Genomic DNA, 22,890 nt, shown 5'->3' on the forward strand with positions numbered 1-22,890 from the left:
CCTCGTCAATTGTGTTGGCCATTAAACCCCAAATCGACACACTAAGCTTCACAAGTATGTCCGCACCATTTTCCCAGCGCCACGCCGCTACATGGCTCGATAGATGTCCCAGGCCGCCTTGGCAATCTTTCGGTAAGGTTCACCAATTGTCACCATGGGTACTGCTACAAAAAGAAGAAACAAATACAGACCCGTGGTCCACAAATCCGCCCAGAGTCGACGGAAGTATTTAGTGGTTCGACTCTGTAGCCAAGACCGCAAGAGAATCACCAGTAGAAAAGCACCCAATTGAGACCACCAAAACAGGGGCCAATTGGACTTATGAAACAAGTCATTGATGGCCTGGAGAACATCCTGATCGGCCACGCCTTTAAGGATGTTCTGAATCGGCTTAGCCATCTCTTCTAACTTTTTCTTCATCTCTTCGACCTGCTGGAATCCCTTATCCAGGGAGTCTTTGAGATCTTGGACAGTCTTATCCTGCGCGGATGGCGGAGGGGGTGGATCATCTGCCAGGGCGCTTGTGCCAATGCCAGCCAGCCCAGAAGTTAACGCGGCAAATAGAAAGGAAAGTAACAATTGTGGAATTATGATTTGTGGCTTCATCCCACCCCCATCTTGACGCCTAAAATAAAAAAGCCTTGAAGTTGACTGCCTGAACTGATCCTAACAAAGTCTCGACACAGATCACCCTTTTTCTAACACAAATCCAACAATCTGGAAGCCACAATGGGAGTATATCAAGGGTGAATAAACAACAATTCCTAAGAATTAAGGAGAATAGAATGAACAAATACCTATTGAGCAGCCTGCTGGTAAGCAATCTCCTGACAGTTGGTCAGGCCGTCGCCTTAGAAATTGGCGATTCCGCCGTTTTAAAAACTGATGTGCGCCTGCGTAATCAGTTGGTGAAGGTGGAAGATCAAAAGGACCGTTTTCACCAAAGATTGCGCGGCCGCATTGCAATTGAGGGACAGGCCAATGAAAAGGTCAAAATCGGTGCCCGCCTGGCGACCAGTCAGGGCAATAAAGCTACGTCCACTAATACAGATTTAGGGGGAAGCGACAGTGCCGGTTTTAAGGAACACACCGTTTGGGTCGACAAGTTCTACTTCGCCTGGGCAGCCAACGAAAACCTGACAGTGACTGGTGGAAAATTTGACCAGCCCTTTTTCAAAGCTGGAAAGAGTGAGCTTCTCTTTGACAACGACCTCACTCCTGAAGGTGTAAACCTACACTATACCTGCAAATGCAGTGACGACTTTAACTGGTGGGCCACCGCCAGCGGCCAGTGGGTGGATGAAGTCCACTCCACAACGCCTGGATCAGAAGCTTATGCCGACGCAACCTTAGGCGGCTTCCAGGCCGGAGTTAATGCCAATATGGGCGGTGTCAAATGGACCATTGGAGCTTCTAAGTATGACTACAACAACCTCGACAACACCACCGCTCTCGGCACTCTTCCTTCGACCGAAGGCTACAAGCTGACCAACGCTTTTCTTGAAGTCAATTTGGAAGCGGGAGAAATGCCGATTAAAATTTACGCTGATTATGTCACAAATAGTGAAGCGGATGACGACAAGTCCGGTTATCTTGTAGGCGTCAAAGTCAATAAGGCCAAGGAAGCCGGCAGCTGGGACGCTGATGTCTTCATGACTAAGCTTGAGCCCAATGCCAATATTAAGTCCATTGCCGATGGAGACATCAACCACAATGATGTTGAAGCCACCCGCGTGACCTTCAACTACATGCTGGCTGAAAACTCCAAGGTCAGACTGTCTTACTTGACCACTAAGCAGAACGCCAGCACCAGCACAGACTCTGGCTATGATGTGGGCCAGTTGGATTTTGAATTTAAGTTCTAAGGAATCCTTGTCTGTTTTCTGATAGAACTGAGTCGGTGGTTTGTTGTGCCACCGACTTTTTATTTTAGAGTATCAATGGCCACTTGCCAGGCCAGTTCAAGACCGACTTTAACTGGCCCGACATGAAAACGGGGCTCCCATTCTTCGGTGTTTAGCAGATCACTCACAACCAGCAAACTGGCGGCAGGAATCTGGCGAAAGCGAGCAGCCGCAAACACCGCTGCCGCTTCCATGTCCACAGCTGATATTCCTTGCTGACGAAAATACTCCACCTCTTCTTTGGTTTCCCGGTAGGGAGAATCGATGGTCCAGGACTTTCCTTTGGCGACGTTGAGGCCTTGTTTCTTTAACTCACTCTCCAACCGGCGCAACAACAAGGGGTCCGCACAGGCTGGCTCTGCTGGGTCCATGTAGTGATAGGATGTCCCTTCATCACGAACGGCCTCATCACAGAGTATAAGTGAACCCACCTGTAATCCTTGGGCCAACCCTCCGCAAGTTCCGACCGAAAGAATGCGCTTCACTCCGAAGGCCACCAGCTCTTCAATTTTCGCCGCCACGGCCGGGCCACCAATACCGAAACCACTCAAAAAGGCCAAGCGACGGTTGTGCCCTTCGAGAAAACCCAGGCGCCCCCCCATAAAGGGGCGAAGATCCACCTCTTCTTGTTCCTGAATTTTTTTTGCCAGTGCCGGTGAATAAAGAAGAATCACGGATTCGGGCGCTTCGTAAAGCAAGTGCCCCCGCTCTTTCATATAAGAGATCATCTTTTCAGGATTTACCCAACCAGGAAGCTGCCACTTGTTTGTGTAGTGGGGATAGGACATGTGTGCACTCTACTTGGCTGTGCCAGATTGTCAGTTCATTTCTTTGAGGAATAAACGCAGGTCGGCCTGGACCTGATTCAGCTGAGTGACCAGATCATCAAGAACCGGCTCCTTGCCATCTAACTCGCCCTGCTTTCCCGCATCTTCAAGAATCTGGGCCAATCCAGCCGCCTGATTCGCATAGAAATTTCGCAAATTTCCTTTTAGCCGGTGGGACATGGCTTCAACGGTCTGCTTGTCACCCTTTTGCAGAGCCGAACGGATCTTTTCCACCAGTTGGGGCCAGTCGTCTTCAAATAGAGTCAGTAGACTCAAGAACAACTCCTTGTCGCCCTCAATGAGACTCATAAAGCTTTCGCGATCAAAGCTCAACCCGTCCCCCATGCTCAATAAAAGTTATTTGACATGATGAGCCATCAATTTGATGTTAGCGAAGGTGATCCCCTCTGACCAGGAAATTAAGAGGCAGATTCAGGACTTGCACTCAGAGCTTCAGACCTTGGCCCAGTATCAAAATGAACGGGCTTCCAGCTTTCCGACTCCAGTATTGAAGCAGCCGCCCCCACCCAATCTGAATGGGCGTTGAGACCTTGGACCAGGTGCAATTCTTCGCCGCCCAGCTCGCGAAAGGTGTAGCGGGCTCTCATTCCCACCTCTTCCAACGTCTCCAGACAGTCGGTCACAAATGAAGGACAACTGACCAAAAGGCGTTTGACCCCTGACTCAGCCAACCGGGTGATTTCCTCCTTAAGCGAGGGACCAATCCATTTAGCCCTTCCCAGCCGTGACTGAAAAGCCGTGGATGCCTTGGTAGAGGGCCAATTGAGTTCCTCCAAAAGAGCGCGACTGGTGGCAAAACACTGGGCTCGGTAACAGAGTTCGTTGCGCTTGCTCCAAGCCGTACAACACTTCTGATCAAAATGACAACTTTCATGAAGATCAGACCTTTTGCTCAAATGACGTTCCGGTAATCCGTGATAACTGAGAAGTAAATGATCGGCCGAAAACTGATTCATAGCCGTTCTCACTCTTTGCGCCAAAGATCTAATGAAAGCGGGATGACGGAAAAAGTAACCCAGGTACTGAGTGCTCTCTGGCCGCCAGCTCATGTCTTTGAGTTCGTTGACCGCCTTGAGGAGGGCCGTTGTCGTCGATGAGTCGGCAAACTGGGGATAAAGGGGAAAGAGCAACAACTCGTCTACGTCGGCCTTGCGAAGCTGCTCAAGTCCTGAGCGAATGGAGGGCTCCCCATACCTCATACCCAAAGCCACTTCCCATTCGGAAGACACCAAGCGCCTCATCTCCTCCATAAACTGAAGGCTGTAAACTAACAGCGGCGAGCCTTGTTTGGTCCAAATGGAGTTATAGGCTTCTGCACTCTGATGCTGACGCCTTGGCACAATCAAAAGATTGACCAGCATCCAGCGCATGGGATTGGGGACGTCAATAACGTAGGGATCGGTGAGGAACTCCCGCAAATACTCGCCTGTGGCTTGGGCCGTAGGCGCCGCCGTCGTACCCAAGTTAATGAACAAAACCCCTCTTCTCATACACCTGCTGCTTGGATTTGATCCGGAAGTTCAAGACCGCGCTCAATGAGGCCGGCCAATCCAATCTTACCGAGAAAATTTCCGTTAAGATAGAGTCCTTTTGGTAACTTCAATTCATCGAGGGCTTTCTCAAGATAAAGATCGTAGTAGGGCAAGGCCTTAGGCCAACGAAACAACTGCCGATCCAAGGGCTCTACATCCTGGCCGGCCAAGCGACGGCGATCCGAGCTGATTCCATCCACGACTTGTTCAGGTGACCACTGAGCCATCTCGGGGTGAACAGCTCCCCCCATTATCCAGGTCTCTGCATGGACAGTGGTGCGCTCGGGAAATATACAGCCGGGAAACAAAACGCCCAAGCCATTCATTTTTTCCTCTTCTGAAAACAAACAACCAAAGCCGGTCAAAAAGGAACTCTCTTTGGGGTAAAAAAGTGTGGCCGACACCACGGGAAGCATACGGACCTTGCCCAATAGCACAGCTGCCTCCGGAGCTAGCTGGCGAAGTGCCTCGGCTGCCTGGTGGGCCGCCCCAGCAAAAACATGAGGAGTCTTTCCACCATCCCATCTATCCCAATTGTATTGCTCATTCAGATGAACGTGTACCCCCAGCTCAGCACAAGATTTGACTAGGGCATCGACGAGTGCTCCCATGCCACCGACCGGCGCGACTGTACCGCGAATTTCAGGTTTGGATTTCTTTTTACTTTTCGCAAAAAATGGAGCCATCACCAAAGAGGCGCTGAGTTCACTGCTCCGGGAAGCGTAGATGCCCAAGAGGGCAGGAGCCAAAAACTTGTCATTCACATTCTTGCCCAATGTGCGCTCCAACCAAACGGCCACCGTCTCTCCCGGCCTGGGAGCCATCGAGGACTTCCCGCGAAGCATGTAGCCAGAAAGCCTAAAGAAAAGAACCATAGACTCAGCAAAACTAAACGGCCATCTTTGCGGCCGACCGTCGACCAACACATAGCGGGCACGAGCCGTGGGCAGAACACCAGTCAATGGCACATTGAGACGCCGAAACAAATTTTCCACGGCTAAAGAATTGAGAATTCCATTGGCCGCCGATTCGGACTTGCCATAAGGGCCCTGATGAGTGCTGATCAGCCCACCCAAATGGTCCTTACTTTCATAGAGATCAACTTGATAGCCAGCCTCCGCCAAAGAAAGGGCGCTGGTCAAACCAGAAATCCCGCCTCCAACAACGACAACTTGCTTCTTCATTCTCACCCACTAAAGCGCTTGGGAAAAAACTTTGGTCTCAGGCTTCTCACGGCGGAGGCGCAAATCAAGAGCCATGCAGACATTGCGCAAAAAGGGAAAACCCTTAGGCGTCAACTCCATCATGCCACTGGTCACTGCGACGATCTGATCTTCGATCAGGGGAGCTAGGAAATCTCTCACATCCTTCTCCTGGTCCACATCGTGGAGGCGCACTTTGCCCTTGGTCATAAATTCAAGAATCTGCTCGCGCTGTTTCTGATCCTCCGAGCTCAACAGATGCCCACGAAAGGTGGGAATCTCTCCCCCATCCACTTGGCGCTCGTAAACGGGAAGAACTTTTTCATTTTGATGAAAGCACGTCGGGGCCTCAGAAATGGAACTAACACCCAAACCCAGCAGAATTTTCGTCCGCTTGTCGGTGTATCCCATAAAGTTGCGGTGCAACTCCCCTTTCGCCTGGGCAACGGCCAGGCCGTCAGTTTCTAGAGCAAAGTGATCCATGCCAATTTCAATATAACCACCCGATATCAAAACTTCGCGTGCCGTTTCATAGAGATCCCTCTTGGCTGGACCTTCCGGCAAATCCTCATCCTTAAACAGACGCTGAGCTGGTTTGATCCAAGGCACTTTAGCAAAACTATAAAGGGCAATACGATCTGGACGCAGCTCCAGCGTTTTATTGGCCATATCTCTGACCGAATCCGGCGTCTGCATGGGAAGCCCATAGATCAAATCAAAATTAACTGAGGTGTAGCCTAACTCCCGAGCCATGTCGTTCACCGACTTGGTCAACTCGTAGGGCTGAATGCGATTCACCAGTCGCTGAGTTTCCGGGTTGAAATCCTGAATGCCCAAGCTAATGCGGCGAAAGCCAAGGTCAAACAAAGTTCGCAACTGCTCAGGTGTGGCCCGTCGGGGGTCAACCTCAATCGCCCCGTCAAACTCATCAGCACTGATTTTCACTCGCTTTAATATCGGCCCAACCATCTGTTTGAGGCTTTCCGCTGAAAACCAAGTGGGAGATCCACCCCCAAGGTGAATTTCCTTTAAAGGGTGATTGGCAAACTCAGGCACCTTCTCCATATACAGTTCGAACTCGCGGAGGATGTGAGCCACATAGGGCATTTCTTTGTCATGGTTCTTGGTAATGGAGGTGTTGCAGCCACAAAATGTACACAAGGACTCGCAAAAAGGCGTGTGAATATACAGCGACCAAGGAACTTGCTCACCTTGCTGAAATCCCTGCCGCAAAGCCTCGATCCACTGGTCTGTGGTGGGCGAGTCCGACCAATAAGGGACAGTTGGGTAGCTCGTATAGCGCGGAGCCGGGACATCATATTTTTCCAACAGATCAGAATACTTCATGCAAAGGTCTCCCTAACAGTATCTACAAAAGTGCGCACATTTGCCTCCGGAGTGGCCGGTAGTACGCCATGGCCCAGACCACACACCCAGCCTTTACGTTCCTCCGGGCTCAACTCTTGAAATGGCTGGAGATAAAACTCGAGCTTACGAGCAAAGTCGGCTTCATCGGTAAACATCAGGGTTTGATCAAAGTTCCCCTGGACAAAACCGCCCGGAACCAACTCAAACAAAGTCGGAAGCTCCCAACGGTGATCAAAACCCATTCCCGCCAACTCACTCGGTTCATTAAAGAAGGGGAACAAATGAGCCAGCTGAGTGTTCTGACTGTAATAGCCAATCTTGCCGGGAAAACTTTTGGCAATTTTTTTAACGGTCGGGGCGACAAGGTCTCGATACATCTGTGGCGATAATTCACCGGCAGCCGTATCAAAGACCATCACCACCTCTGCTCCCGCTTCTAATTGAAGAGCAATGTTCTTTTGCAAAAATGGCTCAATGATGTTTGTAAAAGCCGGAAACAGTGACCACATGGCTTTGGCCTCTTTAAGCCCACCTTTGTGACTGCCTTCCACTGCATAGGCAAACAATGTCCACGGGCCACCGACAAAGCCAATCAGACTTTTGCGCTGGGGCAAAAGACCGCGGGTGGCCTGCACAGCCAATCTTTGAAATTCCATATCGCCTATCGCCTCATCGACCGGCAACAACTGATTGATCGTCTCGGGGGTCAATGTCCAACCCAGCTGAGGCCCGGGGGAATATTCCAAACCCATACCCAAGGCTTCGAGGGGGAACAACAAATCACTGAACAAGATGGCGACGTCAAAATCAAAATCATCAATGGGACCCATGGCCACTTCAGCAGCCAACTCAGGTTCCTTACACAATTCCATAAAGCTATATTTCTCTTTCAAGGCCTGGTAGTGCTTATGGTAACGACCCGCCTGCCTCATCATCCAAATGGGTGGAACCTTTTGGGCAATTCCACTTAGGGCATTGGAAAATCTCTCATTAGCCATTCTTCACCTCGCTGCTTTTCCACTGGTAACCCACACCACGAACCGACTGAATCCAGTGGCTGTGTTGGTCTCCGAGAATTTGTCTTAATCGCAAAATGACGTTATCCACAGTGCGATTGCTGGGGAATTTCTCCTCGCCCCACACCTTGTCCATGATCTCATCCCGACTCACGACCGCCGGAGATCTTTCAATCAGCAGGCGCAACACCTGAAAGTCCTTATGGGCCAGTCGCTCCTGCTGCCCATCAGGAAGGGAAACTGACATCTGATCGAAATCAATTCTCACCCCTGCAAACTCCAAGCTCTTGAGCGGGCTATGGTCTCGTAAAACATGACTGATCCGCATGAGAAGCTCTTTAAAATGAAAGGGCTTAGGAATGTACTCTTCAGCGCCAAGTTCATATCCCTGTAGGCGAGATTCCGCCGAGGACTCGGCGGTGACAAAAATGAAGGGAATCGGATATTGACTCCGAATCTCCTGCGCAAAGTCGAAACCTGACCCGTCAGGAAGCCCTACATCCAAAATGACCAAATCAAAGGTTTGAGAGTTGATGGCATGTTGGGCCTCTGCCTGGTTTGTCGCCCAACACACCTTGTAGCCTTCCTTCTCAAGCCTTTCAGATAGAGTCTGGCCTAAATTCTGGTCGTCCTCCACAAGAAGCAGCTTCTTCATGGCGTACTCCCCTCAAGTTGGAAGTTGCCCTGAAAGCCACCTGAAACAGGAGATTCAAATGTCACCTGGCCACCCATTCTCCGTGTCAGCTGCACCACCGTGTACAAGCCCACACCGCTCCCGCTGGAGGGATTGTGCCGTTCAAAGAGCCGACCCAAATCCGCGGTAGATCCTTTGAAGCCCGTGCCGTCGTCCTGAATTTGAATTTCAATCTGGTGAGCTCCCTTACGTTTAGTCATAAAGGTCACGGTTTTGGCTTTGCCATGAACCTGGGAGTTTTGCATGAAATTTGAGAGAATGCTTTCGAAAGCTCTTTTGTCCACGCGAAGCAAGGCCTCACCTTCGCAAATAATTTGCAAGTTCGGCCAGCGATGCCTGATGCCCTCAATAGTTTTCTTAAGCGACACACTTTCAATAAAAAACTGGAGGTTTTCCTCGCTGGCCAAAAACAAGGAGTTTTCTAACTGTAGCTGCAGGCGCACCACATCCGCTTCCAAGCGACGGAGGGCCGGGAGGTCACCGGCCTCTTCACGAATGATCTCAGTCTGCATCTGTAAACTGGTGAGGGCAGTTTTGATGTCATGACTGAAGGAGGCCAAAAATCCGCGCAAGGCCTTTGCTGACTTTCTCTCACGATTGATCAAGTAGATGAGGGTAAGCCCCCCTCCAACCAGAAGGACCATCCAGGCCAGGCCCTCCCACAGGAGCATATTTTTTTGCCTGAGGATTTCTTCGTGAAGAACGGACTGCTGGCTTTCAAGACGGGTTAAAAGACCTAAGCCCAAATACAGCCACCACCCGGCCATGGACAGGGTAAACACCAACCAGATCATCGCTCCGGCGGTCTTCCAACTGAATCCCTGCCCAGCCTTCTTAGCCATAAATCTCCTGCACAGCTTCGATAAAGACCTCTTCGGCCTTATCCAACGCCGCACCCTGGTGGGCCCAGGACATGAAGGCCACTTCAAAGGCGCTGGGAGCCAAATAGACTCCGCGATTTAAACAGGCATGATAGAATTTGCGATAAAGATCCGCCTGCCCCGGCACAAAGTCCTTCACCGAGCGAATGGGTTGGTCGGTGCGCGGATGAAACCAAAACAAAGAGGCATAGTCAGTCACCGCCCAAGGACGATCCATGCTTTCAAATCTCTGATTCAATCGATGGCAAAACTGAGCAGTACGATCGCTCATTTTATCGAGAACCTGGTTTTGTTCCATCTTTTTGAGAGTCGCAAGACCTGCCACCATGCCCACCGGGTTGGCACTCAAGGTGCCGGCTTGGTAGACGGGCCCATTAGGAGCAACTAGATCCAGAAGGTCAGCACGCCCAGCGTAACACCCCACTGGAAAACCACCACCAATCACCTTGCCATAGGTCACCAAGTCAGGGCGAATGCCCAATCTCTCCGCCATTCCCGCCATGCCGACGCGGAATCCGGAAATGACTTCGTCAAAAATCACCAGGGCGCCGTGGTGACGGGCGACTTCGACCACTTTATTGATGAATTCTTGTCTCTGAATGAGCAGTCCAAAGTTCGCCGGCAGAGGTTCGATGATCACAGCAGCGATTTCTTTTCCTGATCGCTTGAAGATTGCCTCAACGGCATTTTCGTCATCAAGAGGGGCAATCAAGGTGGTACCCGCAATCTCCTCAGGAACTCCAGCGCTGTCGCTGGCTGTCTCCCCTGCCAGGCCACTTCCGGCCTTTACCAACATACTGTCCACATGACCATGGTAACAGCCATCAAACTTGAGAATTTTGGCTCTGCCTGTGGCCGCACGAGCGACACGCAAGGCACTCATGACGGCTTCAGTACCGGAACAAACAAATCTCAATTTTTCCACAAAGGGAATTTTGTTGATCATCCATTCGGCCAACTCCAGGGAGTAGGGCTCACAAGCCCCCAAGGTCCAGGCGCGGTGAAAGATTTTTTCCACCTCTTGGGAGACATCAGGGTCTCGGTGTCCCAAAACATTTGGTCCAAAGCTCTGGCAGAAATCGACATATCGTTTGCCCTCAACCGACTCCAGGTAGGCCCCTTCCGCGAATCTAAAAAAGATGGGTTCGCCACCCACACTTTTGCTCGCCCGAACCGGACTGTGCACTCCGCCTGGAGCCACTTTTAAAGAGCGTTCGAAAAGGTTTTTGGAAGTTAGGGAGTCCGCCATTATTTGTCTCCTTCGGTCGACGTCCGACACCAGTCTTCATAATTGAGAAACAGCTTAAGTCGGTCGTCAGATAGTTCCTTCTGCAAAAGCTTGTAGGTATTGCCGGGACCACAAGCATGAAAGGCCCCAGCTATGATTTCAGGAAACAACTCCTGAGCACGGGCAAAACTGGAACCACTCATCCAATAAAAATGTGTTTTACCATTGAGGTTGGGAGCATCTTCCACCGGTTGCAGTCGATAAGTGGCCATGATTTCCATGGCTCCTTCGTCGTAACCGCCTTCATGGGTGAGCTTCAGCCACTGGGGCTCTTGCCCAAGCAAGGTCGTCACTCTGGTTTCTTCCTGCTCACCCAAAGACTCGGCACAACCGTTCACCCACACTCCACGAGCGGCCAGACCTCGCCAGGACTTTAAACCGCTGGTCCATACAAGAGGGATCTCAGCTTTTTCCCAATCTTCGGGAAAGGCCTCAGCTCTTGCCACCCAAAGGCTGCGTCCACCGGGAAAGCCCCCAACATCAAGGCTGTCCCGTCCATACCACTTGGATGTCCCAGGGGGAACGGGAAACATGTTTTCTTTGTGACTACACCACTCAGGGGCCATCTCTTCCCGCTCAAGACTCATGACACGAAGTTCTTCGCCACCATCTGTCTTGCCACGCAAAAAGAGAATCTTGCCATAATCCCTATGGAGATAACTGACGCCAATTTTCTGGTGGCATCCACCGCCATAGCTGGCCAAGATTTTTCTCTCCCGTTGCGCTTCGACAAAGGTGTTCTGGCAATTGATTTGTGCCAACAGATTTTCCAAATCAGGACGATCCTGGGCGATCTCAATGGCCAGTGCGCCTTGAGCCGCAGCGGCTGGGTTGAGAGTCAATGGCAGCAAAGACCATTTGCATTCATTGAGGACCTGGCGGACATAGGACTGACACTCGGCAAGCTCTGCTTCCGGGGCCTCCAAAAGTCGATCGACAGCCGCTTTTGCCAAAATCAGAGCGTCCTCTTCGCCTTCCATGAGTTTTCGCAGGCGAGTGGGAATATTGCCACGAATGGGAGTAAACTCAATGCCGGGATTTCCTGGCACCAAAGAGGAAAGTGTTCGCTGCAAATTGTAGCTGCGTCGTGGAGAGGAGGACAAAACCTTCCAGGAGCTCCGACCAATAGATGATTTTTTAACTAACAAAAGGTCTCTCACATCAGCACGGGGCAAGGTGGCCACCACTTTTGTGCCTTCTCTTTCCTCAACCGGAAGGTCCTTCCAGGAGTGAACGACCATGTCGAACTCGCCCGACTTGAGCCCCTCATAAAAATCCTGAGTGAACAGACCCTTTTCCTGAGCCCCGTCCATAGCAATATCGAGGTTGCGATCACCAAAACTGGTGCGAAACTCAAACTCGATTTGCAACTGGGGGTCTACCGCACGGAGGGCCCGTGCCACCATGTAAGACTGAATCCTCGCCAGATCACTCTGCCGCGAGGCTATTTTTAGGCGCATAAATCATCCCAACCAAAGGGACGATTGCGAACGGATTTTTGATGTTGTGAGAGAATGGAACGAATTTCTGCATGGGCGGCCTGAACGGCCGCTTCGATCTGCTGACGGTTTTCCTCAATCTGGGCAAAGAACTCCTTCAAGTTCATCACCGATGCTGTCACGGTCAGGGGATCTTCATCACACTCCCCACGCAAGTCCAAGACCGTCTTTAGGCCTTCGATACTTGTCTCCGACCAGCCTTCGAACCACTCTCCCGTGACTGGTGCCGCAACGATTAAAGCCTCTTCCTCCATGGGTCCCATCGCCTCAAGAGAAACCAACTCCACAAAGGGAAACTCCTCTTTCAGAGGAGCTGCTTTCCCCACGTTGCGGCAATAGACACGCACTCCGGATTCTTTTTTGGCAAACCAGGGAAGAATCTCCCGTGTCAGCCGTCCTGATCCCACAATCCCCATCCGGCCACAATCGGCCAAGTGTTTTCGGGCCAGACTGCCGTAGCTCTGTCCGCCCAGACCAATTAGATGCTTTTGCCGAATCGACTTTCCGTCCGTGATCAGTTTTTCCATCACCGGCCGGAGGATCCATTCCTTGCCATGGGTCGCAAGGGCCTCATCCACAAACTTTTTGAACTGACCAAAGACCTCAGTTTCAGCCACTAAGGGCGACTGCAGGCCGCTGACGATTTCCAAAAGAAATTGATAGGCTTTTTCCTCGCGATAGACTTCCGCCCCCTCAAGCTCAGGATGACCTTCGTCAGCAAGAGATCGATGAGAGAAGGCCACCTGCCGTAAGCAAGTGGACCACACCGCCCATGATTGGGGCAAAGATCCCCAGTCCGGAGCCGGACGCCTCTGATGAAAAACAAGTAGACCAGACAACATGATTAACTCCTTTTTATCGCAAACTTGACCCGGCTTTGTCACAGCTTTGTCATCCCCCCTCAGGGCTAACAGGGAGCACAATGAAAATGAGTTTCAATTCTCACAATGAAACTGGCCTTTTGTCCTCGCCACCTCTGGCCTATAATCCACAGCAGTGGCACATAGTTTGTAACATGTTGAAATGACCACTGATTTAGTGAGCTAGCCAAGTCCCTTGAATTTCCAGGGCAAAGGACAAGCCATGGCCAAGAGCCTGATAATCCAAGCAAAATGCGTGTTGAGGACAACTCTCCTCAGTGGTCTCCTCCTTGGCCTGGTGGCGTGTAATGACAGTGGCCCCGCCAAAATTGGTCCGCCGGGAGGAAAAACTCCTCCCCCTCCGTCAAAGCCCACTCCCGACCAAATGGCACTGGAGCTGACGGGAATTCATGGCGTGGTTCTCTTGTCTTCCTTTTCGACTCTCCAGGATTTCACTCAACAGATGATGAAGGCTCCTGACAAACTCAACCCGCGAAACTGTGTCACGGGCCCAATCACTCACAAACAGGACAAGACAATTGCTGTGACCTACACTTGGCGCTGCTATCCCAGAGACCTACACACCAGCGGGGCGGAAGGGGATCTGCACTACAACTTTGAGTTTCAGAGCGTGGAAGATGCAGACAAGGGCCTTGGCAAAGCCCGCCCACTAAAGATCACCCTCTCCGCTAGCGATGACTTTGCTTTTTATTACCTCGGTCGTAATCGCCAGATCATCCGCTGGCCGGTTGATCTCAACAGCTCCTGGACTCCCGGCGAAGGAGACAAGCTGAATGTGGATTTCCAAATGAATCTGGAAAAGGTCAGAGATCCGGTTAAAACCACTGACCTGTTCCATTCCTGGTATTTGAAGCTCCAGGGAGTCATGGGCGCTCCTGGCGACAAGGGACAAAGACCTTTTGCTGCCCAAGTCGTGCAACTGGATTACAAAGTCCAATCCAGCCGCACCACCTTTGATCTCACCCAATTGGATTTAGCCCCCAGGGATGTGATTCAGTTTCAGGACTGTGGCCTACCTTTGGCCGATTACAATTTCTTTTTCCAATCCAGTTCTCTGGGTAAAGAGCTACGCGGCACGATGCTCTCGGAGCAGCAGTGGCTAAAGGTCAATCAGGGCCCTCGCTACGATTGGGGCAGATGCAGCCCTATTCACCTCACCTATGTGAACGAGTTCTCGCGCAGTCTGCTGGACCTGACAAAACGAATCCGCAGCAAGCAAATAGACGGCGAGAAAATGGCTGAAGAAAAACCTCCAGCCTTGGGCACGAGCTCGGGCTCATGAGTCGGGACTGGCCCTTTAGCAAAACCCTTCGCGACCTCATTGCCAACAAAGCCTCGGTTTGTGTTCTCACCGGCGCCGGCGTCTCGGCCGAAAGTGGCGTCCCCACGTTTCGCGAAAAAGATGGTCTATGGGCCAAGTTTAAACCTGAAGAATTGGCCAGCATGGATGCCTTTATGGGTAACCCTCTTCGCGTGTGGGAATGGTATCAACATCGTCTCAAAGTCATTCGCGAAGTTCAGCCCAACCCAGGTCATAAAGCCCTGGCCCAGTGGCAAAGGCTGGTGCCTGATTTTACCCTGCTCACGCAAAATGTGGATGGACTTCACCAGCGCGCGGGCAGTGAAAATGTTCTCGAACTCCACGGCAACATCAACCGCAGCTTTTGTGTGTCTTGCCACCATGTGGTGGATGAAATCGAGTTAGAATTATTGAAGGAAGGGGGCGCACCCGCCAAAGAGGATCTCCCCAAGTGCCCCCAATGTCAGGACTTGTTGCGACCTGATGTGGTTTGGTTTGGAGAGATGCTTCCTGGCGACATCCTCCACGCCTCTGATCAGGCTGCCCGCCGCTGCCAGCTTTTTCTCTCCATTGGCACCATGGGAGTCGTATTCCCTGCAGCTGGTCTTCCCCTGGCTGCGATCCAATCCGGTGCCTATGTGGTGGAGATTAATCCGGACGAAACTGAGCTCACGCCCTACATGAGTGAATCCCTGCGCGGACCCTCGGGCAAAATTCTCCCTCAACTCATCAGGCTCCTGGCACAACCTTAATGAGAGCGTCCGGCTATGTGACTTCGTGATCCTTCATGATCTGCAGGTATTCTTTAACAGCTGTGAGAACATGATGAATGACAGTCCCATCAACTCGGGGGGCGAAACTGAGACCCCAATAAACACTGTACAGGGAGTGGACCTGGCTCTGATCGAGTTCGGGAAAAGTCTTGTGAAGCTTCTGACAGAACTCACCCTCCAAATGGCGGATCGTCTCTCCAAGCTCCGTGGGACGGTGGTAGTGTTCCAACACAAAGGGGGCAAGGGCCGGGCACTTCTCGTAGATCCTTCGCGCCTGGAGCATAGACTCCACCAGCTCTCCACGCTGCCACAGGGCTTGACGTTCGGGACTCATGCCGATCATCTCCTCACCAATGATTTTAACGGCCTCATTGATGATGTTTTCCTTGGAGCGCCCAAAATAATAATAGATGAGAGAGCGGGTGATCTCACTCTTGCGCGCCAGATCTGAAATGGTCCATTTGCCATGGCCCTTTTTGTAGTCCAACTCAATGGCCGCATTCAGAACCTTCCAGAAGGTTTCGTCCTTGGAAGGCTTGCTGTTTTGATCTGACTCCTCAGTCCCCATAGTTCCCCCACTCCATTTGACAAAAACCCGGCTCTTTTGTCAAAACCGCCCCCGCCGTAGACAAAAGACTGGTCAAAGTGTCAACGGCTTCGGTGGCAAAAGTCGGTGGGTTCGCGCTATCTTTATTGGTGAGAGGGAACATTTAGTCGCCAAGGGGAGGGATTCCGATAGATTGACGGAGGAATCCCTATGCATTATTCGAAACAAGAAGTCATACTATTTGCCCTAACCCACCTGTTGATGTTGAGCTTTTTCGCACTGTTGATATTTAAGAGCTCACCACATACGGCCGAGTTCAATTTCAAACCGACAACGAAGCCGCTCATTACAGCTGGGCCAGAAGCCGGGAAAAAATGACCGGGTTGTTTGGCTAGATCGAAAACGTCAAATTTCCGGGCTCCGCCCATTCACTCCGAACGTGATATTCTAATGATATGGAGCCCGTTTTTTTAAAAAAGTCTGCTCTGACAGGTCTACTTCTTGCCGTCGTGGTTGGATGTGTGGGACTGCCACCATCAGCTCCAAGGCGCGATCCCAAATCCGTTTTTAAACCATCCAAACACGAATTTCTCAAAGTCTACTCCCGCTTTCTGGAGCGTCCATCAGCTGGCAGCCTGTCCGAAGTGAAAAAGTACATCAATGGCCCCGATGGTGCCGGTGACAAATACCTTTTGAGCTATCGCTCGCAACGAAAGTTTGCCTCCAAGTACTTTTCCAAGATTGTGGCCAACATCGACAAGGGCGATGTCTACACTGTCCGTTCTCTTTTCTACCTGGCCTTTGATTTAGACACTCCGAGCCTGGCAGCCGAGTCCCGATCCATATCCTCAGAAATCATGAATGTTGAGGCCGGACGCCACGCCAGAACTGTCAAGTCGGCCTCTTATCTTCTTGGTGTTCATATTCCGCACAACTATCCGGAGCTGTTGTTTAAAGCCATGGCTGAGGAATTCAAGGATGCGAATGAAAAACAGAGAAAGGAATACCTTTACGGTGTGGCTAACTTCGGCCTTGAAGACGAAAAGTTCCGACCTCTTTGCCCCAAGTGCCCCAGTCAACCCGTTACCTTCTTTGAGGCCAAGTACCAAAAGTTGATCAAAGCGGCCGTCAGTGACCAGGCCGAGATTAAAATTCAGCAGTGGTTTCACCGCACACAACTGGCGCGGGCAACCGCACCTCCAGTCCTCCAAATCCGGCGCCTTCTGTTTGAGCCCAACGACAATCGACTCAAGGAACTCAAAGACGCCTGCTACTACAAATCCGATCCTTCGGCGGAAAAACCGACGATCAATGACTTGGGCGAGATGACGTCCAAAAGAATTGTGCAGCTACTCAAGGAAGGGGACCTACAAGTCGCAAGAGCTCTCATCATTGTTGCTGATGAAAGGTGCTGGAAAGAAGTGGATGAAATTGATGGACCTAAGCCCTGGCTTTCGACCATCCTCATTTGCCGTCAACCGGAGACCTTTTTACAAGCTGTGGCTCTGGAAAATCCAGGAGGACTTTTTCTCGATGAAATTATGAAATTCGAATCACCCCAAGGGTGGATGAACTGCACGGGCCAAGCGGCGGGTTCTGGAGACTTGGCCGCTTACCGCATTCAAAAGCTCAAAACCGCCAACGCCATTACTCCAATGGAACAACGAATCCTTCAGTACCTCGTCAAGAGTTTTGATACCGCGACGACTGAACTCACCGACGATCGGGCGCCCGCCGAGAAAAAACCAGAACCTCCACCTGAAGACGAACTGGACTAGTTTCCCACCTTCAAAAAGGTTCCAGGTCCTAAACGTGGATGCACGATGCCAAGTCCACCTTCTTTGGAAAGTGGACTTGGCATCGTGCATCCACGTTTAGGACCTGGAACCTTTTTGACAAATTCGATATCGTACACATATTAGTTAAATGGCCAGCTGTCCGGCCGAACTCACCTAAAAAAAATCCACTTCCCTTTCTTGACAGTTTTCGATTTCACCACAGATTGAGCTTGTAAAAGAAAAAATCCTGTAAAGGAAAGGGGAAGTCAGATGAAAAGCCAACTAACAACTCGTCGTAACCGAAATTCACTTTGGGATTTTATGAATGAGGTGGATCAAGCTTTTGGCAACGGATTCTTCAATGACCGTCAGCTAACTGAGAGCACTTCCTTCTATCCCGCTGTCGATATCGTGGAACATGAAGACAGCTACCTGATCAGTGCCGACCTGCCAGGGATGAAGAATGAAAATATCCACTTGGATGTGAATGAAGGCGTGCTGACAATTAGCGGTGAACGAATGGACGAAAAGAAATCCAGCGATCAACACTACCGCAGATACGAAAAGCGCTACGGAAAGTTTGTCCGCAGCTTTCGCATCCCGGACAGTGTCAACGCCGACAAAATTGAAGCTTGTTTTGAAGATGGTGTATTGGAAGTACTCATTCCAAAAAGCGAAAAAGTTCTCCCCCAGAAGATTGAAGTCAAACAATCCAAGGAAGGGTTGTTCTCTAAAATCATGGGCAAAAAAGAAGAGGGCAAACACTAAAATTGTTCAACAACATCCCATCTAACGTTTTCAAATCCTCACCAAATACCTACCGTGCCCCTTCCGCCAGGAAGGGGCGTTTCTCAAAAAGGTTCCAGGTCCTCAACGTGGATGCACAATGGCAATTCCGCCTTCCTAAAGAAGGCGGAATTGCCATTGTGCATCCACGTTGAGGACCTGGAACCTTTTGGTGACGCGACTTAGTAGACTAGCCGATAAAAGAACACGGCAAGAAAGTAAAACACCACTTGGGCGCCCCACTCCAAATACTTTTCCCACTTCACATTGCGCAAAAAAGAATCCCGCTTGCGCAGGGTCAACTCATAGAGGAAATGAAACATCCTTTCTTCCAGGTGATTGATGACAAAAGCCAGGATGTAAAGACCCAGTACATGACCACCGACCACCAGCAGGGCCCGATCAAAGACTGGTGCTCCGGATGGGGATGGATATTTCTTGTACCAGGCCATAATAAGCAATCCCGGAAAGACAAAGTACTTCACCGCCATCATTGGTAAATTGCGCAGCTTTCGGCCCATGCGTTTCCAGGATGCATCGACCTGCCTGGACATCTGACGGTAGCGGTCCATGATCTTATCGGGGACCATATCAGGTCGGGCATTGGCTATGGCCTCAAGAACCATGTAATTGCCGGCAAGAGCTGATGGGAAACGGATCTTCATTCCCGAATTCATTTCCACGCGGAAGCCCCCAAGAAAGCGGGGTGAAATCCGGGAAATCACGATCCGCTTGATCTCAGTGAACTTCATCTCAAATTTCTTTCTTCCCTGCTCAATCAAAAGCCGATGCTCTTCCAGCCAATACTTGGAAAACAGACGAGGTCGCACAAAGAACCACAGACGAATGATGATCGAAAGGGGCAGTGAGCAGGCCACCAGGATGCGAAAGCCCATCACCAGATTGGTGTCGTCGGGAAAACGACCAATATGCAGGCGGATAATAATGGCGATGGCGACAACGGACCCAATGAGGGCCACCTTATAAAGCCGCTTGAATGCGCCTCTATACTCCAAAGCTTGATCACGTTGATTCATATTGCTCATCATTGTGAACCAGGCACCCAGGTAGGTCCAGCACTTCGAGCCAGTCCCCGGCTCGACGCCAATTGGCACGGCGCTTCTTTTGCCAATTGTCTATGTGTTTTTGTCATTCCTCGGGCTTCTCCCGAGAGCGTGACTACACAAAGTTTTCCCTATAGACCCTGGTTCTAGACATCACCTCGCCCGTCCGCGATGGTGAGAGGTCAAAATGGATGGCCAAGGGGAGGATTTGGGGATGAGGCAATTGTTGGTTCTAATGTCTGTTTTGTGGGCCACTTCCGGCTCTGCTGCGGTTTCCTTTGATTTTGAATGCGGACGCTACCAATACCGGGCCGCAGATTATGAGTGGATGGTGGTCAACACCCTGATCAAGGGCCAGATGAATCTGAAGGACGACCAGTACACGCTAAAGAACTGGGAAGGCTATTACCATTTAGTGGACACGGACTCCAGCGTGAACACGCCCTACACCTGGGCTTTCGCCTCAGGCCGCGGGGACGCAATTTCTCCAGTGGCCCACTACCGACCCCGCAAGTACAAAGACCATATCAAGTTGGAGATTCCCTTTTCTGACTTCGGCATGAGCTTTGGCGAAACCGATCTGATCTTTCCCAAGCTTGAGCTGGTCAAAGGCAAAGAAAATGTGGCAGCTTACCTGGTGATGACTGCCATTGAGGACCATTTCGGAGCGACGGTTCCCTTGGATTGCCGTGTTGGCCAAATCAGCGGCCTAACTTCCAGACGCTCCATGCAACCTCTAACCACAACCAACGATCCAGATGATCAAGTCAAACAGTGTGTGGAGGCTTGCCAGGCCCTCTTTCAGCCCGGCCCTCTACTCAAAAGCTGCGTCATCGACTGCTACCGCCGCTAAAAGGCTAAGAGCGTAAAACCTGCCCCCTTAATTGTTGAGCCACAAAACTATGTGCCGCCTTTGTCCGGGAATAGGTCCGATTGCCGAGCCATTCCCGTAAATCCGAATCCTCACCGTCGCGCAGGGCGGGAGGCTGAGTGACCGAAGGGAATAGGCTCGGCCGAACGAGGCGCGGCAGGATACCTGACGCGACCCGAAGACGAGCCTGCGGCCGAAAAGGTGCGTGAGGATTTGCGGAGGATGGTCGGCAAAGGACCGACTTCACTGATAAAGTATTTTGTGGCTCAACAATTAAGGGGGCCGGTTTTCAAAAGCTAATCTGTAAGCCCGCGTAGTACTTTTGAATTAACTGGTAGTGGAGCTGAAGAGACATCAAGGACCAGGGTTTAATGCCCAGGCTGATAAAAAAGTCCTCATCGTCTCCACTGCCCCCTTCATTGATCTGCAGGCCACCGGCAAATTCGAACTTGGCGCTCGCGTACTTCACTCCCGGCCAGATCTCGGTGCGGTCAGATCCATCGTAATCGATGGCATCAATGGACAGGGACCAGTCATTATTCAGGCCAAAGTTAAAGCCTATTCCCCAGGCTGAAACATCATCAAATGCATTATAGGCCACAAGCCCCAAGGAAAAACCCCCACCAGGGTTAATTAATACCCCCAGGTTTTCACCATTGACCGTGTCGTCGTTGGCATCTTTTGTCACATAGCCGGAAAACCCAATCGAAGTTTTAATGGAACTTAAGTGAAAGCCAAATCCCCAGTAGGCAACCGGATCCTCATCAGTCGCCGAATCGCCGTCATCAGAGGCCGTGGCACCCAGTGAAAATCCAAAATCACTCATGCCGTATAAAATCGCAGCACCCGCCGTTTTGGTGTCACTGTCATCGTCAGCTGCTGCCCCCATCAACTGAAGATTGAAGCCCTTGTAAAGGGAGTGCCCGGCGGGATTTTCACGAAAAAAAACCGAGGTGGAACTGGGGTGGGAGATACCAGGGCCAATGGGAATATTGGTGTTGGCCGCCCCTCCTCGGGCAAAGGCCTGACCAGGCAAACAGAATCCAATCAACAACACGGATGAAACACAAAGAAGCAAAGATTTCATTTTCACATTTCCCCTGTTTGTTCGGCGTTGAAGCGCAATTCACTTCGCAACTGTTCCCAAATCTCATAATAGCGCCAAGCAGGCGGAGGATTTGGCCCTTGATGGTGGTCCGGCCGCAAACGCAAATGGCCCGTCGCCATAAGAGCATCTTTGACTGGCGGATTCTGGCGGAGCTTTTCCCGGGTGGCCTCAAGAATCAGTGCGTAGTGGTCGCCCTTTTCGGAAGTTCGGTAGGTCATTCGCTTGCCCTCGAAACTCACCCAGTTGATATCCATCGTTTTCATATTTTTCGAGGCCACGTCTCCAGCCCTCTTGGCTTCAAAGGCTGTCATTTGCTCAACCTGGGCTCGGGTCCAGGGCCAAGTCACCCGCTTATCCTTATTTCTTGGATCTTCTTCTCCTTCGGGAAACTTCATGGCTTGCCAAAAGCCCTCCATACTGGCGTAGGTCTTTCCTCTAAATGCAAATGGAGTGGCAGCAAAATTCGATAACAGCCCCAGCTCGTGACGCTTGGACAGAATCACTTCACCTGTCGCTGCCTGATGGGGAAGGATTTCCCAGGATTTTCCCGGATCAACGTTCTGCTCAGCCCACCAGTGCTTTGGGTAACCCCGTTTCCAACTGGTCGCCGAATCCTGCTTGGATGAACCACTCTGGCATCCGGTCAAAGCCAAGGCAATTAAGACCGTAGACCCCAGCAACCAGTGCGTGAATCCCCTCATAGTCAATCCTCCCCATTTCCCCCAAATCTAACAGGTTCCTCGGCTTCCGGAAACACTTTGCCGGTCACAGCGCAGCAGCCACGGGGGTGGTACTCACACGACGCTGTAAAAAACCTGAGCTTATGAGCATTTAGCAAGGCATTTCGGTTATTTGACACCTAAATTTCAAAAATGATGTCGAACTTTTGCTCAATTCGGCCCAGCTCACAATGAAATGAGCCCGGTCTGACCTGGCCCAACCTTTGTAATACATTAAGGTTGAAAGGGCTATCTCTATGAGCGGGTTAGGAACTGAAGTCAATCGCCGGACAGAAGGTCGATACTTCTTCAAAGACCGAAGGGTCTGGAAATTCAAGCTGACTGGCAAAGGCATTCCCATCAAATGGATCCACAACTTGAGTCCACACGGCATCCAAATCCGCTATCGTAAGTACCAGTGCTATGAGGTGGGGGAAGTGATCCCGCTCGAGGTCAACTTCAAAGGCAAGTTGCTTCTCACCATCCCTAGCTTGGTACGGTGGAAAAAGGAATGTCCATTTAGCATGAACATGTATGTTCTGGGACTTGAGTTTGTCGATCCCCACAAGGATGTGGCGAAGCTCTGGTACAAGCTGGGGCTGACAGAGGATCTGCTGGTCGACAATCCTAGTCTGCATATTGATCTCGATTTATTGCATATGGAAGATCACAAGGATGTGACTTCGCCGAATCGCTTTAACATCAGTGCTGCGCTTGTCGCAGCTTGTTTATCTTTCTTGGTCGGCTATATGGGGGCACTTGGGTCAACCTTGATGAAAGGGGCACTCTGGGCTGAAGGATTTCAGCTTCTTTTGACCCATGTTTTTTAAC

At 51.0% G+C, this 22,890-nt stretch carries 23 protein-coding genes; 7 read left to right on the forward strand and 16 right to left on the reverse strand.

The features are described 5' to 3' along the window. Positions 1–87: 87 nt before the first annotated feature. Positions 88–606 carry a hypothetical protein gene (locus H6624_15000; protein ID MCB9085652.1) on the reverse strand — a complete coding sequence of 173 codons (519 nt, stop codon included), beginning with the start codon at positions 604–606 and terminating at the stop codon, positions 88–90. 179 nt (positions 607–785) lie between these two features. Here H6624_15000 and H6624_15005 point away from each other — a divergent pair, with 179 nt between their 5' ends. Further along, positions 786–1,865, forward strand: coding sequence for a putative porin (locus tag H6624_15005; GenBank protein MCB9085653.1), 1,080 nt, complete (start codon positions 786–788; stop codon positions 1,863–1,865). 59 nt (positions 1,866–1,924) lie between these two features. Here H6624_15005 and H6624_15010 read toward each other — a convergent pair whose 3' ends face one another. The 11 genes from H6624_15010 to H6624_15060 form a co-directional block, all read right to left on the reverse strand. Continuing rightward, positions 1,925–2,692 (reverse strand): nucleoside phosphorylase, encoded by a 768-nt coding sequence (locus tag H6624_15010; protein ID MCB9085654.1) that lies wholly within the window; start codon positions 2,690–2,692, stop codon positions 1,925–1,927. Positions 2,693–2,722: 30 nt separating this feature from the next. After that, positions 2,723–3,064: an Hpt domain-containing protein gene (locus tag H6624_15015; protein MCB9085655.1), complete on the reverse strand. Its 342-nt coding sequence runs from the start codon at positions 3,062–3,064 to the stop codon at positions 2,723–2,725. Between the two features lie 86 nt (positions 3,065–3,150). After that, positions 3,151–4,242, reverse strand: a complete 1,092-nt coding sequence (gene hemH, locus H6624_15020) for a ferrochelatase (GenBank protein ID MCB9085656.1) — start codon at positions 4,240–4,242, stop codon at positions 3,151–3,153. Continuing rightward, a complete protein-coding gene (locus H6624_15025; GenBank protein ID MCB9085657.1) occupies positions 4,239–5,468 on the reverse strand; it encodes an FAD-dependent oxidoreductase in 1,230 nt (409 codons plus the stop codon). Before H6624_15025 ends, hemH begins: the two co-directional genes overlap by 4 nt. Before the next feature lie 9 nt (positions 5,469–5,477). After that, complete coding sequence (gene hemN, locus H6624_15030; protein ID MCB9085658.1) at positions 5,478–6,833, reverse strand: oxygen-independent coproporphyrinogen III oxidase; 1,356 nt, start codon at positions 6,831–6,833, stop codon at positions 5,478–5,480. Then, positions 6,830–7,852 carry a uroporphyrinogen decarboxylase gene (locus tag H6624_15035; GenBank protein MCB9085659.1) on the reverse strand — a complete coding sequence of 341 codons (1,023 nt, stop codon included), beginning with the start codon at positions 7,850–7,852 and terminating at the stop codon, positions 6,830–6,832. Before H6624_15035 ends, hemN begins: the two co-directional genes overlap by 4 nt. Further along, a complete protein-coding gene (locus tag H6624_15040) occupies positions 7,845–8,525 on the reverse strand; it encodes a response regulator transcription factor (GenBank protein MCB9085660.1) in 681 nt (226 codons plus the stop codon). Before H6624_15040 ends, H6624_15035 begins: the two co-directional genes overlap by 8 nt. Next, positions 8,522–9,406: a HAMP domain-containing histidine kinase gene (locus H6624_15045; protein ID MCB9085661.1), complete on the reverse strand. Its 885-nt coding sequence runs from the start codon at positions 9,404–9,406 to the stop codon at positions 8,522–8,524. Before H6624_15045 ends, H6624_15040 begins: the two co-directional genes overlap by 4 nt. Next, positions 9,399–10,694, reverse strand: coding sequence for a glutamate-1-semialdehyde 2,1-aminomutase (locus H6624_15050; GenBank protein ID MCB9085662.1), 1,296 nt, complete (start codon positions 10,692–10,694; stop codon positions 9,399–9,401). The genes H6624_15045 and H6624_15050 overlap by 8 nt, the downstream gene beginning before the upstream one ends. Next, the gene (gene hemC / locus H6624_15055; GenBank protein MCB9085663.1) at positions 10,694–12,193 is read right to left on the reverse strand and encodes a hydroxymethylbilane synthase; all 1,500 of its coding nucleotides are present in this window, start codon (positions 12,191–12,193) and stop codon (positions 10,694–10,696) included. The genes H6624_15050 and hemC overlap by 1 nt, the downstream gene beginning before the upstream one ends. Continuing rightward, on the reverse strand, positions 12,184–13,074 hold the full coding sequence (locus tag H6624_15060) for a hypothetical protein (GenBank protein MCB9085664.1): 891 nt from the start codon (positions 13,072–13,074) through the stop codon (positions 12,184–12,186). The genes hemC and H6624_15060 overlap by 10 nt, the downstream gene beginning before the upstream one ends. A gap of 241 nt (positions 13,075–13,315) precedes the next feature. Between H6624_15060 and H6624_15065 the strand changes: the two genes are divergently transcribed. Both H6624_15065 and H6624_15070 read left to right on the forward strand, forming a co-directional pair. Next, positions 13,316–14,395 (forward strand): hypothetical protein, encoded by a 1,080-nt coding sequence (locus tag H6624_15065; protein MCB9085665.1) that lies wholly within the window; start codon positions 13,316–13,318, stop codon positions 14,393–14,395. Next, positions 14,392–15,165 carry an NAD-dependent deacylase gene (locus H6624_15070; GenBank protein ID MCB9085666.1) on the forward strand — a complete coding sequence of 258 codons (774 nt, stop codon included), beginning with the start codon at positions 14,392–14,394 and terminating at the stop codon, positions 15,163–15,165. Before H6624_15065 ends, H6624_15070 begins: the two co-directional genes overlap by 4 nt. 13 nt (positions 15,166–15,178) lie before the next feature. Here H6624_15070 and H6624_15075 read toward each other — a convergent pair whose 3' ends face one another. After that, positions 15,179–15,754, reverse strand: coding sequence for a TetR/AcrR family transcriptional regulator (locus H6624_15075; GenBank protein MCB9085667.1), 576 nt, complete (start codon positions 15,752–15,754; stop codon positions 15,179–15,181). A 434-nt stretch (positions 15,755–16,188) separates the two neighbouring features. On the opposite strand from H6624_15075, the gene H6624_15080 reads away from it, so the two are divergent. Then, positions 16,189–17,511: a hypothetical protein gene (locus tag H6624_15080; GenBank protein ID MCB9085668.1), complete on the forward strand. Its 1,323-nt coding sequence runs from the start codon at positions 16,189–16,191 to the stop codon at positions 17,509–17,511. Positions 17,512–17,781: 270 nt separating this feature from the next. Further along, positions 17,782–18,279, forward strand: a complete 498-nt coding sequence (locus H6624_15085) for an Hsp20/alpha crystallin family protein (protein MCB9085669.1) — start codon at positions 17,782–17,784, stop codon at positions 18,277–18,279. Positions 18,280–18,479: 200 nt separating this feature from the next. Here the strand turns inward: H6624_15085 and H6624_15090 are convergent, their stop codons facing one another. Continuing rightward, positions 18,480–19,334 carry a hypothetical protein gene (locus tag H6624_15090; GenBank protein MCB9085670.1) on the reverse strand — a complete coding sequence of 285 codons (855 nt, stop codon included), beginning with the start codon at positions 19,332–19,334 and terminating at the stop codon, positions 18,480–18,482. A gap of 241 nt (positions 19,335–19,575) precedes the next feature. Between H6624_15090 and H6624_15095 the strand changes: the two genes are divergently transcribed. After that, positions 19,576–20,214: a hypothetical protein gene (locus H6624_15095; protein MCB9085671.1), complete on the forward strand. Its 639-nt coding sequence runs from the start codon at positions 19,576–19,578 to the stop codon at positions 20,212–20,214. Between the two features lie 307 nt (positions 20,215–20,521). On the opposite strand, the gene H6624_15100 is transcribed toward H6624_15095, so the two are convergent. Both H6624_15100 and H6624_15105 read right to left on the reverse strand, forming a co-directional pair. Then, complete coding sequence (locus H6624_15100) at positions 20,522–21,319, reverse strand: hypothetical protein (GenBank protein MCB9085672.1); 798 nt, start codon at positions 21,317–21,319, stop codon at positions 20,522–20,524. A 2-nt stretch (positions 21,320–21,321) separates the two neighbouring features. Then, positions 21,322–22,041, reverse strand: a complete 720-nt coding sequence (locus H6624_15105) for an NADAR family protein (GenBank protein MCB9085673.1) — start codon at positions 22,039–22,041, stop codon at positions 21,322–21,324. A 275-nt stretch (positions 22,042–22,316) separates the two neighbouring features. Between H6624_15105 and H6624_15110 the strand changes: the two genes are divergently transcribed. Beyond that, the gene (locus H6624_15110) at positions 22,317–22,889 is read left to right on the forward strand and encodes a PilZ domain-containing protein (GenBank protein ID MCB9085674.1); all 573 of its coding nucleotides are present in this window, start codon (positions 22,317–22,319) and stop codon (positions 22,887–22,889) included. Position 22,890 lies beyond the last annotated feature (1 nt).

The sequence above is a fragment of the Pseudobdellovibrionaceae bacterium genome (genome assembly GCA_020635075.1).
Lineage (GTDB): Bacteria > Bdellovibrionota > Bdellovibrionia > Bdellovibrionales > UBA1609 > JADZEO01.